At 57.2% G+C, this 14,115-nt stretch carries 15 protein-coding genes; 9 read left to right on the top strand and 6 right to left on the bottom strand.

Going from position 1 to position 14,115, the window contains the following annotated elements:
• Positions 1-12 precede the first annotated feature (12 nt).
• From AC2FIP_RS08260 to lpdA, 8 genes are all read left to right on the top strand, one after another.
• The gene (locus AC2FIP_RS08260) at positions 13-609 is read left to right on the top strand and encodes a DUF805 domain-containing protein (RefSeq protein WP_496785915.1); all 597 of its coding nucleotides are present in this window, start codon (positions 13-15) and stop codon (positions 607-609) included.
• A complete protein-coding gene (locus AC2FIP_RS08255; RefSeq protein WP_496785914.1) occupies positions 606-1,148 on the top strand; it encodes a DUF805 domain-containing protein in 543 nt (180 codons plus the stop codon). Before AC2FIP_RS08260 ends, AC2FIP_RS08255 begins: the two co-directional genes overlap by 4 nt.
• Before the next feature lie 57 nt (positions 1,149-1,205).
• On the top strand, positions 1,206-1,904 hold the full coding sequence (locus tag AC2FIP_RS08250) for a sulfotransferase family 2 domain-containing protein (RefSeq protein WP_496785912.1): 699 nt from the start codon (positions 1,206-1,208) through the stop codon (positions 1,902-1,904).
• 37 nt (positions 1,905-1,941) lie between these two features.
• On the top strand, positions 1,942-4,899 hold the full coding sequence (locus AC2FIP_RS08245; RefSeq protein ID WP_496785911.1) for a 2-oxoglutarate dehydrogenase E1 component: 2,958 nt from the start codon (positions 1,942-1,944) through the stop codon (positions 4,897-4,899).
• A 2-nt stretch (positions 4,900-4,901) separates the two neighbouring features.
• Entirely contained in the window at positions 4,902-6,404 is a 1,503-nt protein-coding gene (odhB, locus tag AC2FIP_RS08240; RefSeq protein WP_496785909.1) for a 2-oxoglutarate dehydrogenase complex dihydrolipoyllysine-residue succinyltransferase, read from the top strand.
• Positions 6,405-6,406: 2 nt separating this feature from the next.
• Complete coding sequence (locus AC2FIP_RS08235) at positions 6,407-6,676, top strand: hypothetical protein (RefSeq protein WP_142635953.1); 270 nt, start codon at positions 6,407-6,409, stop codon at positions 6,674-6,676.
• A 43-nt stretch (positions 6,677-6,719) separates the two neighbouring features.
• Positions 6,720-7,109: an MAPEG family protein gene (locus tag AC2FIP_RS08230; protein ID WP_496700912.1), complete on the top strand. Its 390-nt coding sequence runs from the start codon at positions 6,720-6,722 to the stop codon at positions 7,107-7,109.
• Positions 7,110-7,193: 84 nt separating this feature from the next.
• Complete coding sequence (gene lpdA / locus AC2FIP_RS08225) at positions 7,194-8,582, top strand: dihydrolipoyl dehydrogenase (protein WP_496785907.1); 1,389 nt, start codon at positions 7,194-7,196, stop codon at positions 8,580-8,582.
• A gap of 17 nt (positions 8,583-8,599) precedes the next feature.
• Here the strand turns inward: lpdA and AC2FIP_RS08220 are convergent, their stop codons facing one another.
• The gene (locus tag AC2FIP_RS08220; RefSeq protein ID WP_496785905.1) at positions 8,600-9,178 is read right to left on the bottom strand and encodes a TetR/AcrR family transcriptional regulator; all 579 of its coding nucleotides are present in this window, start codon (positions 9,176-9,178) and stop codon (positions 8,600-8,602) included.
• 99 nt (positions 9,179-9,277) lie between these two features.
• Here AC2FIP_RS08220 and AC2FIP_RS08215 point away from each other — a divergent pair, with 99 nt between their 5' ends.
• Positions 9,278-9,871 (top strand): NAD(P)H-dependent oxidoreductase, encoded by a 594-nt coding sequence (locus tag AC2FIP_RS08215; RefSeq protein WP_142635456.1) that lies wholly within the window; start codon positions 9,278-9,280, stop codon positions 9,869-9,871.
• Between the two features lie 102 nt (positions 9,872-9,973).
• Here AC2FIP_RS08215 and AC2FIP_RS08210 read toward each other — a convergent pair whose 3' ends face one another.
• From AC2FIP_RS08210 to AC2FIP_RS08190, 5 genes are all read right to left on the bottom strand, one after another.
• Positions 9,974-11,026: a sterol desaturase family protein gene (locus AC2FIP_RS08210; RefSeq protein ID WP_496785904.1), complete on the bottom strand. Its 1,053-nt coding sequence runs from the start codon at positions 11,024-11,026 to the stop codon at positions 9,974-9,976.
• 91 nt (positions 11,027-11,117) lie between these two features.
• Positions 11,118-11,723, bottom strand: coding sequence for a pyridoxamine 5'-phosphate oxidase family protein (locus AC2FIP_RS08205; RefSeq protein ID WP_496700916.1), 606 nt, complete (start codon positions 11,721-11,723; stop codon positions 11,118-11,120).
• A complete protein-coding gene (locus tag AC2FIP_RS08200; RefSeq protein WP_496785903.1) occupies positions 11,710-12,450 on the bottom strand; it encodes a lysophospholipid acyltransferase family protein in 741 nt (246 codons plus the stop codon). Before AC2FIP_RS08200 ends, AC2FIP_RS08205 begins: the two co-directional genes overlap by 14 nt.
• Positions 12,450-13,352, bottom strand: coding sequence for a cell division protein FtsX (locus tag AC2FIP_RS08195; RefSeq protein ID WP_496785901.1), 903 nt, complete (start codon positions 13,350-13,352; stop codon positions 12,450-12,452). Before AC2FIP_RS08195 ends, AC2FIP_RS08200 begins: the two co-directional genes overlap by 1 nt.
• Positions 13,349-14,026, bottom strand: a complete 678-nt coding sequence (locus AC2FIP_RS08190) for a cell division ATP-binding protein FtsE (RefSeq protein ID WP_496785900.1) — start codon at positions 14,024-14,026, stop codon at positions 13,349-13,351. Before AC2FIP_RS08190 ends, AC2FIP_RS08195 begins: the two co-directional genes overlap by 4 nt.
• Positions 14,027-14,115: the final 89 nt, after the last annotated feature.

Raw genomic sequence — 14,115 nt, 5'->3', positions numbered from 1 at the left:
CAAGGAAATCCTATGACGATTATTGAAGCGGCACGCATCTGTTTTTCAAAATACATTACCTTCTCAGGAAGAGCCTCTCGACCCGAATTCTGGAAGTTTGTGTTGTTTTTGCTGCTTGCATCGGTTGTGGCGACAATTCTGAACTCCGCACTTTTCGGACCAACAATCACCCAGAGCTTTCAGGTTTCGATAAACTCTAGCGGTGAGCAGACTCAGAATCTTGTGACCCATCACTCTTATGACGGCGGATGGATCGGGCTTGCTTTGCAACTCGTAACGGCAATACCGCTGTTTTCTGCAGCTTGGCGTCGAATGCATGACATAGGTAGCCCTGGGTGGCACGTGCTTTTGCCGATTCCCGCAATCACTCTTTCGTTTTTTCTTGTCTTCTTGACATCGGAGCCTGTGGCAATTGATCAAAGTTCAATTCCCGCAGAAATTGAAATGCCGGAAACCATGATGATGCCACAAAGTGGAGCGATGTTTTTGGTTGCATGGCTCGTCGGTGTTATCAGCATTATTTGGGTGATTGTTCGGCTAGCACGTCAATCAGCACCAAAACACGACCAGAATGATCCTCAAATCGAAGATAGTAAGGTCGCGCCATGACCTTCTCCGACGCCATCCGCACCTGTTTCTCCAAGTTTTTCACCTTCTCGGGGCGCGCCTCTCGGCCCGAATACTGGTTCTTTTTCCTATTCATCATGATCTGGAGCATCATCGCCGGGATCATCGACGCGCAGTTCTTCACGCAAGTCGCTGTGACTGAAACCGAGACGTCCAGATCCGTGTCCGTCACGTCTTCGCAGCCTGTGCAGGGTATTGTTGGTCTAATCGTGTTCTTCCCGCATCTGGCCGTCGCATGGCGGCGGATGCATGATACCGGGCGCAGCGGGCTGTATGCGCTGCTGCCGATCCTGCTGTTCTTTGGTGCCGGGGCCGTACTGGTCTTTGGCATCGGCCTCGCCTCGCATTTCCAGCATGGCGGCAATCTGGACATCCTGTTCACCCGCGCCACGCTGCTGATCGTCATTCCGACATTTATCGTTCTGTTTGTGTCGCCCATCCTGGTTCTGTGGTTGCTGGCCCGCCCCAGCCAACCCGGCACCAATCAATACGGCCCTAACCCTTCAGAGGTCACCCTATGAACCTGCTGAGCAGAAACTCTCTAAAAGTGGTTCCGGCGGCCAGAGGGGCCATCTGACATGGTTTTGGTTTGCCATGAGCATAAGTTTGTCTACCTCAAGACGACAAAGACAGCGGGAACATCAACCGAGAAGGCGCTTCAGCCCTTGTGCGAAGAACCCGGACTTCCTCGGCTTGAAAGTGGACAAACCTGTGTGTCGAAATACGGTATTGTCGGCGCACGTGGGAAAACTGCAAATTTGGCCCGACCAAAATGGCAGTTCTGGCGCAAATACGCATGGCGCAACCACATGCCTGCGAAAGAGGTTAAGGCCAATCTTGGGGCAAAGACCTTTGATACCTATACGAAAATCGCCAATGTACGAAATCCTTTCGATCGCGCTGTATCCGATTACCACTTTCGGAAACATCAGCAAGGATTGCCCTCGGAAGACCAGCAGACTGAAATTGCTCAGTTCAAAGAGTTCATTCAGTCAAAGGCCTGGAGCAATGACTGGGGCATAGTCTCGATTGACAACAAGCTGATTGTGGACAGGTTAGTCCGTATGGAATGTCTTCAGTCAGACCTGAACGAGATTTATCGCTCCTTTGGGCTGCCGGAAGACAGCTTTGAATTGCCGCACGAGAAGTCGATGGCCGAACGACGAAAAGGCATTCCGGTGCCCGATTATTTCGACGCAGATACGATAGATATCGTTCGACGAAGAATGACCTGGGTATTCGAGGCCGGAAACTACCCCGAAGATCCGCAAGACTAAACCATACCAAACCCGAAATCGCATTTGAGGTCCTACAATGACCGAACATTCGCCCAACTCTGCCTTCCACGCCTCAAGCTTTATGCAGGGGCATAATGCCGAATATCTGGAGCAGCTCTACGCCCAGTATTCCAAGAACCCCGGCGCGGTGGATGCCGCCTGGGCCGAGTTCTTCAAGGCCATGGGCGACGCCTCGCCTGATGTCCAGCGCGAGGCCGAGGGGCCTTCGTGGGCGCGGTCCGACTGGCCGCCGATGCCGACGGATGATCTGACCGGTGCGTTGACTGGCGAATGGGCCGAGATCGACGCCAAGGCGGCGGGCAAGAAGATCAAGGAAAAAGCCGCCGACAAAGGTGTTGCCGTCAGCGAAGACCAGATTAAGCGCGCAGTTCTGGACAGTCTGCGGGCGCTGATGCTGATCCGGGCCTATCGTATTCGGGGTCATCTGGCCGCCGATCTGGACCCCTTGGGCATGCGGGCTGCCAGCACGCATCCGGAATTGGACCCCAAGACTTATGGGTTTACCGATGCCGATATGGATCGCCCGATCTTTATCGACAACGTGCTGGGCCTGCAGATGGCCAGTATGCGCCAGATCGTCGAGATCGTGAAACGCACCTATTGCGGCACCTTCGCGCTGCAATACATGCATATTTCGAACCCGGAAGAGGCTGCCTGGCTGAAGGAACGGATCGAAGGCTATGGCAAGGAAATCGCGTTCACCAAAGAGGGCCGCAAGGCCATCCTGAACAAGATGGTCGAGGCCGAAGGGTTCGAAAAGTTCCTGCACGTGAAATACATGGGCACCAAGCGCTTTGGTCTGGACGGCGGCGAAGCACTGATCCCCGCGATGGAACAGATCATCAAACGCGGCGGGGCCCTAGGCCTAAGCGATATTGTCATCGGCATGCCACACCGCGGACGTCTGAACATTCTAGCGAATGTAATGGCCAAGCCATACCGCGCCATCTTTAACGAATTCCAGGGGGGCAGCTTCAAGCCTGAGGACGTGGATGGCTCGGGCGATGTAAAATACCACCTGGGCGCCTCAAGCGACCGCGAATTTGACGGCAACAGCGTACACCTGTCATTGACCGCTAACCCAAGCCACCTTGAGGCGGTGAACCCTGTTGTTCTGGGCAAGGTCCGCGCCAAGCAAGATCAGTTGAACGACACCGACCGGACCAGAGTCATGGCCATTCTACTGCATGGCGATGCGGCCTTTGCCGGTCAGGGTGTCGTTGCCGAAGGATTCGGCCTGTCCGGCCTGCGCGGTCACAGGACCGGCGGCACCATGCATATCGTGGTGAACAACCAGATCGGCTTTACCACTGCACCGCATTTCTCGCGCTCCAGCCCTTATCCCACGGATATCGCACTGATGGTTGAAGCCCCGATCTTCCACGTGAATGGCGACGACCCCGAGGCGGTGGTACACGCAGCCAAGGTTGCGACCGAGTTTCGCCAGAAGTTCCACAAGGACGTTGTTCTGGATATATTCTGCTATCGCCGGTTCGGGCATAACGAGGGCGACGAGCCCATGTTCACCAACCCGATCATGTACAAGAAGATCAAGACCCATAAGACCACGCTGTCACTGTACACGGAGCGGCTGGTCAAGGACGGGTTGATCCCCGAAGGCGAGATCGAAGATATGAAAGCCGCCTTCCAGGCCCATCTGAATGATGAGTTCGAAGCCGGCAAAGACTATAAGCCCAACAAGGCCGACTGGCTGGACGGGCGTTGGGCGCATCTGGATAAGAACAAAGACGAATATGTTCGCGGCGATACTGCGATTGCACCAGAAACCCTGGCCGAGGTTGGCGCATCGCTAACCCGGGCCCCCGAGGGATTTGCACTCCATAAAACTGTCGGCCGCCTGCTGGACCACAAAAAGCAAATGTTCGAAACCGGCAAAGGCTTTGACTGGGCCACGGGTGAGGCGCTTGCCTTTGGATCATTGCTGACCGAAGGCTATCCAGTTCGCCTGTCGGGACAGGACGCGACGCGCGGTACGTTCAGCCAGCGCCATTCCGGCTTTATCAATCAGGAAACTGAAGAGCGGTACTATCCACTGAACAACATCCGGGCTGGTCAATCACAATATGAGGTGATCGACTCGATGCTGTCGGAATACGCGGTTCTGGGCTTTGAATACGGCTTTTCCCTGGCTGAACCCAACGCTCTAACCCTGTGGGAGGCGCAATTCGGCGATTTCGCCAACGGTGCGCAGATCATGTTCGATCAGTTCATCAGCTCGGGCGAAAGCAAATGGCTGCGCATGTCCGGTCTGGTGACCCTGCTGCCGCACGGGTTCGAAGGGCAAGGGCCTGAACACTCGTCCTCGCGTCTGGAACGCTTTCTGCAGATGTGTGGTCAGGACAACTGGATCGTAGCCAACTGCACGACGCCTGCGAACTACTTCCACATCCTGCGCCGTCAGCTGCACAGAACCTTCCGCAAGCCTCTGATCCTGGTGACACCGAAATCGCTGCTGCGCCACAAGCTGGCGATCAGCACGGCCGAGGATTTCACCACCGGCTCCAGCTTCCACCGGGTGCTGTGGGACGACGCGCAAAAGGGTAACTCGGACACAACCCTGGTCGAGGATGACAAAATCAAGCGGGTCGTGATGTGTTCCGGCAAGGTCTATTTCGACCTGCTGGAAGAGCGTGACGCGCGCGGCATCGACGATGTCTATCTGATGCGGATCGAACAGTACTATCCGTTCCCCGCGCATTCGCTGATCAATGAACTGGAACGGTTCAAGGGAGCCGAAATCATCTGGTGTCAGGAAGAGCCCAAGAACCAGGGTGCATGGTCTTTTATCGAACCCAATATCGAATGGGTCCTGACCCGGATCGGCGCCAAACATACCCGCCCGGTCTATGTCGGCCGCGCCACCTCGGCCTCACCTGCGACAGGTCTGGCCAGCCAACATAAAGCCCAACAAGAAGCGCTGGTGAACGAAGCGCTGAGCATTGAAGGAAAGTAATGATGTCCATTGAAGTTCGTGTTCCCACGCTGGGCGAATCCGTTACCGAAGCCACCGTCGCCACCTGGTTCAAGAAACCCGGTGATGCAGTCGCGGTCGATGAAATGCTGTGCGAGCTTGAAACCGACAAGGTCACGGTCGAGGTCCCCTCGCCCGCCGCTGGTGTGATGGGTGAGGTTGTCACCGCCGAAGGCGAAACCGTAGGCGTCAATGCCCTGTTGGCAACAATCGTCGCCGGAGAAGGTGCCGCCCCGGCCCCAGCCGCCGCACCTGCGCCTGCTGCCGCTCCGGCAGCCTCGGGCGGCAGCGTTGATGTGATGGTGCCCACGCTGGGCGAATCCGTGACCGAAGCGACGGTCTCGACCTGGTTCAAACAGGTCGGCGACAGCGTCGCTCAGGACGAGATGCTGTGTGAGCTGGAGACCGACAAGGTCTCGGTTGAGGTTCCCGCCCCTGTGGCGGGTGTTCTGGCAGAAATCGTTGCCCCTGAAGGCGCAACTGTAGATGCCGCAGCCAAGCTGGCGGTGATCTCGGGTTCAGCAGCAGGGGCAGTAGCCACTCCGGCAGCGGCAGCACCTGCAGCGGGCAGCAGCGATGGTGGTGGCAAAGACATAGCCAACGCGCCTTCGGCTGAGAAAGCCATGGCCCAGGCTGGCCTGTCCGCCGATCAGGTCACGGGAACCGGACGCGACGGACGTATCATGAAGGAAGATGTGGCCAAGGCAGTCGCGGCCCCAGCGCCCGCTGTTGCGGCACCCGCACCTGCGACCCAGGCACCACGCGCACCCGTTGCCGCACAGGATGCCAGCCGCGAGGAACGTGTGCGCATGACACGCCTGCGCCAGACCATCGCCAAACGCCTGAAAGACAGCCAGAACACCGCCGCCATGCTGACCACCTATAATGAGGTGGACATGACCGAGGTGATGGCCCTGCGCAACCAGTACAAAGACCAGTTCGAGAAGAAGCACGGCGTCCGTCTGGGCTTTATGTCCTTCTTCACCAAGGCCTGCTGTCATGCACTGAAAGAAGTGCCCGAAGTGAATGCCGAGATTGATGGCACCGACATTGTCTATAAGAACTTTGTGCATATGGGTGTCGCCGCAGGCACGCCGACCGGTCTTGTTGTTCCGGTCATCCGTGATGCAGATTCGATGTCATTTGCCGCGATCGAAAAGGCCATCGCCGAAAAGGGCAGGCGCGCCCGTGACGGCAAGCTGAGCATGGAAGAGATGCAGGGCGGCACCTTCACCATCTCGAACGGCGGCGTCTATGGCTCGCTGATGTCCTCGCCGATTCTGAACCCGCCGCAGTCGGGTATTCTTGGTATGCACAAGATTCAGGACCGTCCGATGGCCATCAACGGTGAGGTCAAGATCCGCCCGATGATGTATCTGGCTCTGTCCTATGACCACCGGATCGTGGACGGCAAAGGTGCTGTGACCTTCCTAGTGCGCGTGAAAGAGGCACTGGAAGACCCACGCCGCCTGCTGATGGATCTATGACCATGGCAACTCATGTACTCTGGCAGGCTGACGTTGCTGATTTTGATGTCTGGCTGAAAGTGTTTCGCGAAGACAAGCCAATGCGAGAGGCCGCGGGTATCCGCGACCTCCACATCTGGAAAGACCCCGATCAGCGTGATCATGCGGTTGCAATGTTTGAGGTGGTTGATCTTGAAAAGGCCCTGAGTTTCTTTGATTCCGAGGAATTGGCCATGCATCACGAACGCGGCGGGATCGCGCATATTCAGGTGAAGCTTCTGACGCCAGTTTAAACCGATTTATCGCATCCGTTCCTAGTGCGAGGAAACAAGCTGAATGACCACGGAATTGACCGTCTTGTCGCTGGCAGCCCTTCTTTGGGTCGCTCAATTTGTCGCCTATTTGATCTCTGGCCACGGCAAGGTCGATGTGCTGCACGCGTTGGGGCCACGTGATACTCCGTTTGACAAACCTGCTGCAATGGGACGACTGCACCGGGCGCTTAGCAACCATTCCGAAGGGTTGGTTTTGTTCGCTATCGCATCTTTGGTCATTACGGCCTCGGGGCAATCCAGCGCTTTTACTGCCGCCTGTAGTTGGGTCTACCTGATCGCACGCGCTTCCTATGTTCCGGCCTATGCATTTGGCTGGACACCATGGCGTACGGTGATCTGGATGATCGGGCTGCTGGCGACCACTGCAATGCTGTTGGCAGCTGTGTTTTGATTCGAGCTGCCGCATAGATTATTCAATGGGGGTGCATTGCGCAGACAAGCGTATCCGACCCCACCAAATACAAGGACCGGACAAATGGCAAACTATGACGTCATCGTAATCGGAGCAGGCCCCGGCGGCTATGTCTGCGCCATCCGCTGCGCGCAGCTGGGGTTGAAAACCGCCGTGGTCGAAGGGCGCGAGACGCTGGGCGGCACCTGCCTGAACGTGGGCTGCATCCCGTCGAAGGCCCTGCTGCATGCCAGCCATCAGCTGCACGAGGCCGAACATAACTTTGCCAAGATGGGCCTCAAGGGCAAAAGCCCGTCGGTCGACTGGAAGCAGATGCAGGCCTATAAGGATGAGGTCATCGACGGCAACACCAAGGGCATCGAGTTTCTGTTCAAGAAGAACAAGATCGATTGGCTGAAAGGCTGGGGCTCGATCCCTGCTGCCGGTCAGGTCAAGGTCGGTGATGAGGTTCACGAGGCCAAGAACATCATCATCGCGTCCGGGTCCGAGCCTTCCGCGCTGCCTGGTGTTGAGGTGGATGAAAAGGTCGTCGTGACCTCAACCGGCGCGCTGGCGCTGGGCAAGATTCCGAAGAAGATGGTTGTCATCGGCGCAGGCGTGATCGGGCTGGAACTGGGCTCGGTCTACAGCCGTCTGGGTTCCGAAGTCACGGTGATCGAATTCCTCAAGGAAATCACCCCGGGGATGGACCCTGAGGTTCAGAAAACCTTCCAGCGTATCCTTAAGAAACAGGGCCTGAGTTTTGTCATGGGTGCTGCGGTGCAAAAGACCGAAGCCACCAAGACCAAGGCCAAGGTGACCTATAAGCTGCTGAAGGATGACAGCGAGCATGTGATTGACGCCGATACCGTCCTTGTCGCTACTGGGCGCAAACCGTTCTCGGATGGTTTGGGGCTGGACGCTTTGGGTGTTGAAATGACACCCCGCGGTCAGATCAAGGTAGGCGCCGATTGGCAGACTAACGTGCCGGGCGTCTATGCCATCGGCGACGTGACTGAAGGCCCGATGCTAGCGCATAAGGCCGAAGACGAGGGCATGGCCGCCGCCGAACAGGTTGCGGGCAAGCATGGGCATGTGAACTATGGCGTCATTCCGGGCGTGATCTACACCTGGCCCGAGGTCGCCAATGTCGGCGAGACCGAGGCGACGCTCATGGAACAGGGCCGTGCCTATAAGGTCGGAAAGTTCATGTTCATGGGCAATGGCCGCGCCAAGGCGAACTTTGCCTCGGATGGTTTCGTCAAGATTCTGGCAGACAAGGAAACCGACCGCATTCTGGGCGCGCATATCATTGGCCCGGCTGCGGGTGATTTGATTCACGAGGTCTGCGTGGCGATGGAATTCGGCGCCTCGGCCGAAGATCTGGCGCTGACCTGTCACGCGCATCCGACATATTCCGAAGCGGTGCGTGAGGCGGCCCTGGCCTGCGGTGACGGGCCAATTCACAGCTAACAAAAGGACCCCGGTGACTAGGTCGCCGGGGTCAACCATGCATCCAGATAGACCCTCAACCGGTCGGTAAAACCGGTCGAGGCGTGCAAGGCGCAGAACTTCAGGGACATGGCCTGAATGGCAAAGGCCTGAACACCTTCGGCCAACAGCTCGGTCGGAATGTCCTGTCGGACATCCGCAGCGTCAAGCCACATCATCACCACACGAAAGTAGCGCTCAAAGCAAAATGCGATCGGTCCGATATCGGCGATAGCCGTCGCCCCCGAATATCTTATCAACAAGTCAAAGACATACCGTTCGGATGTCATGAAGCTGTGAACCGGCTGCAGGGCGGTCATGATATCATTCACCGATTTGGGCGCGGTCCCAGCCTCGGCCTGATCGAGGCAGGCATTCAGCCGATCTGCGATCAGAAGCTCCATCAAGGCATCCTTGTCGCGAAAATGCGCGAAGAACGTCCCTTTGGCGACGCCAGCGCTCTGGACGACCTCTTCTACCCTCAGCGCCTCGTATCCGCTGTTTTCAATGAGCGCCTCGGCAGCCGCCAAAAGCCGGGCCCGAGTTTTGAGAGTTCGTTTCTGGGGTGGTTTTTGCATATGGTTAGCTCGCATGTTTTTTGACCATGGTCAAATTTTTATTGACCGCGGTCACTTTCCGATTCTATAAGTGACCACGGTCATTTTCAGGAGAGCCCCATGCAACCGAAGAAAATACTCGTCCTCGACGGACACCCCGCCGATAGCAGCCTGTCGCGGACCTTTGCCGAAACTTATGCCGACGCCGCCCGAGGCAAGGGACATGACGTGCGTCTGGTCCATCTAAGCGAGATGCAGTTCGACTTTGATTTTGGTCAGGGCAACTATCACGATTTCAAACCGCTAGAACCGGTTCTTGAGCAGGTATTGCAAGATTTCGAATGGAGCGAGCACCTGGTCTTGACCACGCCAATGTGGTGGGGCGGATTGCCCGCAAAGCTCAAAGGTCTGATCGACCGGATGTTCATCCCCGGACGCACCTTTGACACGCGAAACACCACCAAGATTGGATTGCCCGCCCCGATGCTGAGCGGACGCACCGCGCGCGTCATTCTGACATCAGATACGCCGGGTTGGTTCATGCGCCTGATCTATCGCCAGGCCCTGATCCGCCAGGTACGCGATCAGATATTGGGATTTGTTGGCTTCAAGCCGACCCGGTTCACCTATTTTGCCGGGGCAAGTTATCCCAAACCGGGCCACGTGGACCGCTGGGTCAGCAAGATCGCCAAGATCGGAGCCGCCGCGGCTTGAGGGCGTTTGCGTCACTATGCCCAGCCGAAACCACCGCCAAGGCGTTGCCGGGCACAGGCGATCAGCGGATCACGTCAGGCCGGCAACCACCTCAGATGCTCGCTATTTGACCGAATGGCGACTGGCGGCATTTGCATCGGGCGCTTGGTAAGACGATGGCCGCCGTTTCTTGTTCAGAATACGCCACGCATCTCTGAACGGCAGGAAATAGAGCTTCATGCAGGTGTCCATCTCGTGACCCTTGTCCTTCTCGGTCACGCCGAATTTCACGTCCCTGTTATCCTCGGGCATGATGTAGGTGCCGAACAACACATCCCAGAACGGAAACATGAAGGCGAAGTTTTTGTCCAGATGGTCCGGGTGGCAACTGTGATGCACGTGGTGATGCGCAGGCGAGGGAAAAACTTTCGACCACACACCCGGCCAACGCAACCAGATATGGGAATGTCGCAGATTATAGCCTCCGACATTGAACAAGAACATCAGCACCGGCACGCCCAGCAATGCCGGCATGTTCGGCTGGTACCCTAACAGTCGAAACGCAAACCCGGTTACTGCGCCGGCACCAAACCCAATCGCAGCATTGTAGAGGATATTGTCTATCGGATGTTCGCGAAAATTCGACAACGGGTGCATCACCTCGGCGCTGTGATGAACTTTGTGAAATTGCCACAACAGCGGGACCTTGTGCTGCAGGTAATGGGCTGCGTAGCCGATGAAATCCATAATCAGGAATAGAATGAGCATGTAGGTGAAGGTAGCCAAAGCCCCCAACCAGCCAACCAAGGGCTCTGCCCGGGGTGAGTTATTGGGGTCAAGCCCACCGCTTGCCCATTGATAGGACAAGGCGGCTGATCCGGCCAGCAGACCCAATATCAGGAAATGCCCGATCAGTTTGTGGAAAAAGAAATAGCGGATATCGAGCCATGCCGAAGGGTGGTCCCAGACCTTGCGGGGAAACAGAAACCCCAGAAAGCTGCTCTCTCCGTCTACATGTGACGCATTTCTGCGCTTCACGGCATAGATGGCGAAGGCAATCAGCAGAGAACTGCCAACATAGACATAGAAAATCCGGTTCGTGGGATCCAAAGGAGACGTAAACACATAGCGGGCGTGGTTCAGGAAAGAATCCCAAACTGAACTAAGCTGCTCCATTGACGGCTCCTGTAACCTGTATTTGCCTCACGGTTCTCTACTTACCTACCCGTGTGACGATTCTTTGACCAAACCTTGATAAGTAAATAGGCTACCACATCGTTTTTGCGGCGCGTTGCCCCCAGGCCTCATCATATTGCGTGCCACCTTCCTCGCCGTCTGACGCTTCGGCCAGGATTTCACCCATTGTCGGCAATATGGCGGCTTCGTCCCCGCTGCTCCAAGTCCGCGCACGCATCAGCGCACGGGCGCACTGTGTGTAGACCTCGGTAATGTCGATGACGATCACGGTGGCCGGAAGCCTGCCTTGTTTTTCGAACCGAGTTCGAAGGTCTTGGTCCGCTGTCAGTCGGGCCGACCCGTTGACGCGCACAACATTGTTCGACCCTGGGACCATGAACATCAAGGACACACGCGGATCGCGCACGATATTGCGCAAGCTGTCCAGCCGGTTGTTTCCGCGCCAGTCGGGCATCGCCAATGTCTTTGGATCCAGTTCCAGAACCACCGAACCATCATCGCCACGTGGGCTGCCATCGACCCCTTCGGGCCCAACCGTACTGAGTACGCATAGCCGCGAAGCCATAACCCATTGCCGGTACAGAGGCGTCAACCGGTGCGCTACTTTACGCAATGATGGGGCGCCCGGTGCGCCGTAATGTCCCTCGAGCGTTTCGATATCGTCAATGAACTGCATCAGGATCAAACCCCACTTCTGTCATCAAAGCGTTCGAGCGCGTCTCGATCACATCTTCCAATCGGTCCAGAAAGCGCGCACGTTCGACGCCGGGTTCTATCGGATCAAGGAAGTCGACGATCGCAAGGCCGGGTTTGCGCATCACGCCGCTGCGGGGCCAGAACACTCCGGCATTTGTTGCAACAGGTACGCAAGGGATTCCCAAGCCTTCGTACAGGACGGCAGTTCCAACCTTATACGGTTTGTGAACGCCTGGCGCGACACGGGTGCCCTGCGGATAGATCACCAACTGGCCAGATTCTGTAAATTCCTTCGCCACATCCTGGACCATCTTGGCCACAGCGGCGCCCTTCTTGCCGCGATTGACCGGGATGCACCCTAGGCGGCTTGCGTAAAGCCCAATGATTGGCGTCCACAGCAATTCGCGCTTCATAATGAACTTGCCATGAGGAATCGCGCTAAAGATCATGATGATATCGAGGAAAGACTGGTGTTTGGCCCCGATGACCACCTCGTCCACTGGCACAGTCCCGCGAATTTCGCATCGAATACCAACCATCCAACGCGCCAGCCACATGGTTGTGCGCGCATAGGTCTTGCATGCATGCAGCGCTCCGCGCTTTGCAAACATGGCGTAAGGAGCAAACACGAGGCCAAGGACCAGCATCCACATGTAGATCACGATCATGAAGACCAGTGAGCGGATCCATTGAATTGGAGTGGCCATTACGAAAGCTCCTTCAATTTGCGGTTTGCCGCAGTCCATGTGGCTAGAAAGGCCACCGCAGCACCCAGTACCGGGATGAGGGCTGGCAACAGCCACCCTGCCCCCTGAAAGCCCAGGCCCGTCAGAAAGCCGCCCTCGTCCGACGATGCCTCGGGCAGCAACAACACACCTGTCATTCCGAACAGCACACCAACCATCGCGCCAAAAAATGCGCGGTAGGTGAAGCGGCGAACAAACGCATTGGCAATAAATCGATCCCGGGCCCCGACAAGACGCAGCACCTCGATAATCTGCGCGTTGGCTGCCAGCGACGCATTGGCCGCCAATGTGATCATGGCGGCGGTCGCCCCACCAATCAGAAGGATTGAGACCCAGCCAAGCCTCCGGAGCGAGCGGGCCGCATCAACCAAAGGTTCGCGCCAGCGCGAGTGGTCGTCCAGAACGGCTCCGGGCACCTCGGCCCCAAGACGCAGGCGCAATCCTGCTGCATCCAGACCTGGCTCACCTTCGACAATTTCGATCAGCTGCGGCACGGGCAGCGTGTCCAGTGGCAAATCCGGGCCAAACCAGGGCGACAACAGCGCAATCTGATCCTCGATGGTCAACGCCCGGGCAGAGGCGACACCGGGTGTTTGCGACAACACCGTCAGCGCGGTTTCAGTCTGGGCGGCCATCTGGTCGGCCGGGGCATTGATCCGCACCGTGGCAGCGCCGGCAAGTTCGCTTGCCCAGCGGTCTGCAACTCGCCCCGACGCCAATGACAGAGCCAGCGCGAACACCGCAAGAAAGCCCATCGCACCGGACACGAACAGTGTGAGATGTGCAGTATAGCCAGTGGGCGGAACAACCCGGTCGGCGCGACCGTCGCGCTTCAACAGGTTGCGGAAGGTTTCCATGTTCATAGATCCGCCCCCGCCAGTTGAATTTGGCGCTGCGAGATGCGCAAAACACGCGCCTGCACCTGGCTTTTCGCCGCACGGATCAGGCTAAGATCATGGGTCGCAATCAAGACTGTCTTACCCATCTTGTTCAACTCGACCAGCAGGCGCAAAAGGCGCTGAGACATTTCCCAATCCACATTGCCCGTCGGCTCATCGGCCAGCACGACATCCGGCGACAGCATCACCGCACGGGCCAGCGCCGCACGCTGGCGTTCACCGCCTGACAGCTCTGGTGGCAGCGCCTCAAGACGCGCACCCAGCCCGACCCAGTTTAACAGATCTGACAGATCTGTTTGCTCGGCAATTTCTGCCTTACCGGATACCATCAACGGCAAAGCGACATTCTCGGCCAAAGTCATGTGATCCAGAAACCGGCAATCCTGATGCACCACACCTATCCGGCGGCGCATCAGGGCCATCTGATCGCGGTTAAGGCGGGCGATATCCTGATCGAACACGCTCAGCCTTCCCGATGTGGGCAGCAATGCGCCATAGCAGAGCTTTAACAGGGTTGTTTTGCCAGCACCGGACGGCCCGGTCAGGAAATGAAACGACCCCGGTTGAAGCTTAAGCGATACGTCGCTCAGCAATTCACCTCCACCATAGGTGTAGCTGACATGGTCCAGCTCGATCACGGGGGCCCCCAATTTTTGTGCCGCTCTTCTTGCCCCAGCGCGGTTCAGGTTTCAATGCCCGTACCGGGTCCAAATGGTGACACTTGGCC

The organism is Ruegeria sp. CDSB114 (genome assembly GCF_059611025.1).
The sequence above is the reverse complement of the archived record's forward strand: the minus strand, read 5'-3'. Positions and strand labels throughout refer to the sequence as shown.

Excerpts from the sequence above, each read along its gene's own strand:
- AC2FIP_RS08260 (WP_496785915.1), top strand. The coding sequence starts at position 13 with ATGACGATTATTGAAGCGGCACGCATCTGTTTTTCAAAATACATTACC.
- AC2FIP_RS08255 (WP_496785914.1), top strand. The coding sequence starts at position 606 with ATGACCTTCTCCGACGCCATCCGCACCTGTTTCTCCAAGTTTTTCACC.
- AC2FIP_RS08250 (WP_496785912.1), top strand. The coding sequence starts at position 1,206 with ATGGTTTTGGTTTGCCATGAGCATAAGTTTGTCTACCTCAAGACGACA.
- AC2FIP_RS08245 (WP_496785911.1), top strand. The coding sequence starts at position 1,942 with ATGACCGAACATTCGCCCAACTCTGCCTTCCACGCCTCAAGCTTTATG.
- odhB (WP_496785909.1), top strand. The coding sequence starts at position 4,902 with ATGTCCATTGAAGTTCGTGTTCCCACGCTGGGCGAATCCGTTACCGAA.
- AC2FIP_RS08235 (WP_142635953.1), top strand. The coding sequence starts at position 6,407 with ATGGCAACTCATGTACTCTGGCAGGCTGACGTTGCTGATTTTGATGTC.
- AC2FIP_RS08230 (WP_496700912.1), top strand. The coding sequence starts at position 6,720 with ATGACCACGGAATTGACCGTCTTGTCGCTGGCAGCCCTTCTTTGGGTC.
- lpdA (WP_496785907.1), top strand. The coding sequence starts at position 7,194 with ATGGCAAACTATGACGTCATCGTAATCGGAGCAGGCCCCGGCGGCTAT.
- AC2FIP_RS08220 (WP_496785905.1), bottom strand. The coding sequence starts at position 9,178 with ATGCAAAAACCACCCCAGAAACGAACTCTCAAAACTCGGGCCCGGCTT.
- AC2FIP_RS08215 (WP_142635456.1), top strand. The coding sequence starts at position 9,278 with ATGCAACCGAAGAAAATACTCGTCCTCGACGGACACCCCGCCGATAGC.
- AC2FIP_RS08210 (WP_496785904.1), bottom strand. The coding sequence starts at position 11,026 with ATGGAGCAGCTTAGTTCAGTTTGGGATTCTTTCCTGAACCACGCCCGC.
- AC2FIP_RS08205 (WP_496700916.1), bottom strand. The coding sequence starts at position 11,723 with ATGCAGTTCATTGACGATATCGAAACGCTCGAGGGACATTACGGCGCA.
- AC2FIP_RS08200 (WP_496785903.1), bottom strand. The coding sequence starts at position 12,450 with ATGGCCACTCCAATTCAATGGATCCGCTCACTGGTCTTCATGATCGTG.
- AC2FIP_RS08195 (WP_496785901.1), bottom strand. The coding sequence starts at position 13,352 with ATGAACATGGAAACCTTCCGCAACCTGTTGAAGCGCGACGGTCGCGCC.